Origin of the sequence: Paracnuella aquatica (genome assembly GCF_003332885.2) — a bacterium.
Lineage (GTDB): Bacteria > Bacteroidota > Bacteroidia > Chitinophagales > Chitinophagaceae > Flavisolibacter > Flavisolibacter aquaticus.
In genome coordinates this window covers 1-1,275 of the sequence record NZ_QOWJ01000044.1, presented here as the reverse complement: position 1 = coordinate 1,275, position 1,275 = coordinate 1, and the positions used below count along the sequence as shown (strand labels likewise).

The 1,275-nt window shown below is 50.5% G+C and carries 2 protein-coding genes; both read left to right on the top strand.

Annotated features, from left to right (window positions below; genetic code table 11):
- Positions 1-53: 53 nt before the first annotated feature.
- The gene (locus DRJ53_RS20995) at positions 54-368 is read left to right on the top strand and encodes a transposase (protein ID WP_114237633.1); all 315 of its coding nucleotides are present in this window, start codon (positions 54-56) and stop codon (positions 366-368) included.
- Positions 272-1,240 (top strand): IS3 family transposase, encoded by a 969-nt coding sequence (locus DRJ53_RS20990; RefSeq protein ID WP_114237632.1) that lies wholly within the window; start codon positions 272-274, stop codon positions 1,238-1,240. The genes DRJ53_RS20995 and DRJ53_RS20990 overlap by 97 nt, the downstream gene beginning before the upstream one ends.
- Positions 1,241-1,275 lie beyond the last annotated feature (35 nt).

The following is a 1,275-nucleotide window of genomic DNA, read 5'->3' as shown; positions in this document are numbered from 1 at the left end:
TGAGATGGTCTAATTTTTCTGGACAGTTGACTTGCGTAAATTAGCAAGTAACAATGCAGCACAAAAATGCACAGAAACCCCGGCGCAAGTACGATGCTTCCTTCAAATCGGAAGTAGTGAGCATGATTGCTTCGGGCCGTCCGGTTCCCGAGATTGCCCGTTCGTTGGGCATTGGTGAAAACATTATCTACCGCTGGCGCAAGAAAGCCCTTGACGGCTCCCAAACGACCGCAGAAGCCACAGAAAGTAATACGCCTTCACAGGTGAGTTTATTCGAACACCTGGCACTTCAGAAGCGGCTCAGGGAGGTGGAGATGGAGCGGGATATTTTAAAAAAAGCTGTGGGCATCTTCTCACGGCTACAATAGCGGAGCGTTGTCAGTTCATCAGGCAGCAGCAAAGTCACTATCCCATTCAAGTGTTGTGTAAAGCAATGCAGGTGAGCCGCAGCGCCTATTACCAGCAGTTGGAACCCAAAGCACCCAATGCAAAAGCCCGGCAAGTGGAAGCAAAAATAACAGCCGTTTTTAGGGCGCACAAGCGACGCTATGGCGTCCGCCGGATCTGTGCTGAGCTAAGGGAAAAGCAGATTCACGTTGGCAGGCACAGGTGTCGAAGAGTACTGAAGGAGCATGGATTGAAAGCCATTCAACCCAGAAGCTATGTGCCCAGAACGACGCAAAGCAGGCACCCTTACCCGATCAGCCCAAACCTGCTGTTGGAGCGGGCGGCGCCGGTAAAGCCAAACGAAGTGTGGGTGGGCGACATTACCTACCTGCCGCTTTCAGGTGGTGAGTGGGCTTACCTGGCGGTATGGATGGACCTTTATTCCAGACGCATTGTGGGCTGGCAGGTAGAAAGCCATATGCGGGAGGAACTGGTCAAAGCCTCATTGAACAAGGCCCTTCAGACAAGGGGTATTAAACCGGGGTTGATCATGCACTCTGATCGTGGCGGACAGTATGCGGGTAGCAGATTTCGAGCCCTGCTTCGGAAAAGAAAAATAGCACAGAGCATGAGCCGGGCTGATGATCCCTACGACAATGCTGCGATGGAATCCTTCTTCAGCCGGCTGAAAGCGGAACTACTGGAGAATGGGATGTTCGAGAACTTGGAAGATGCCCGAACCGAAATCTTTGAGTACATCGAGATGTATTACAACACCCACCGTAAACATTCAGCCCTAAACTACCAAAGTCCAATGGAATATGAAAACCATTACTTTTATTCTTTAACCTAAGCAAGTCAACTGTTCATCAAAACCGGTACACCTCA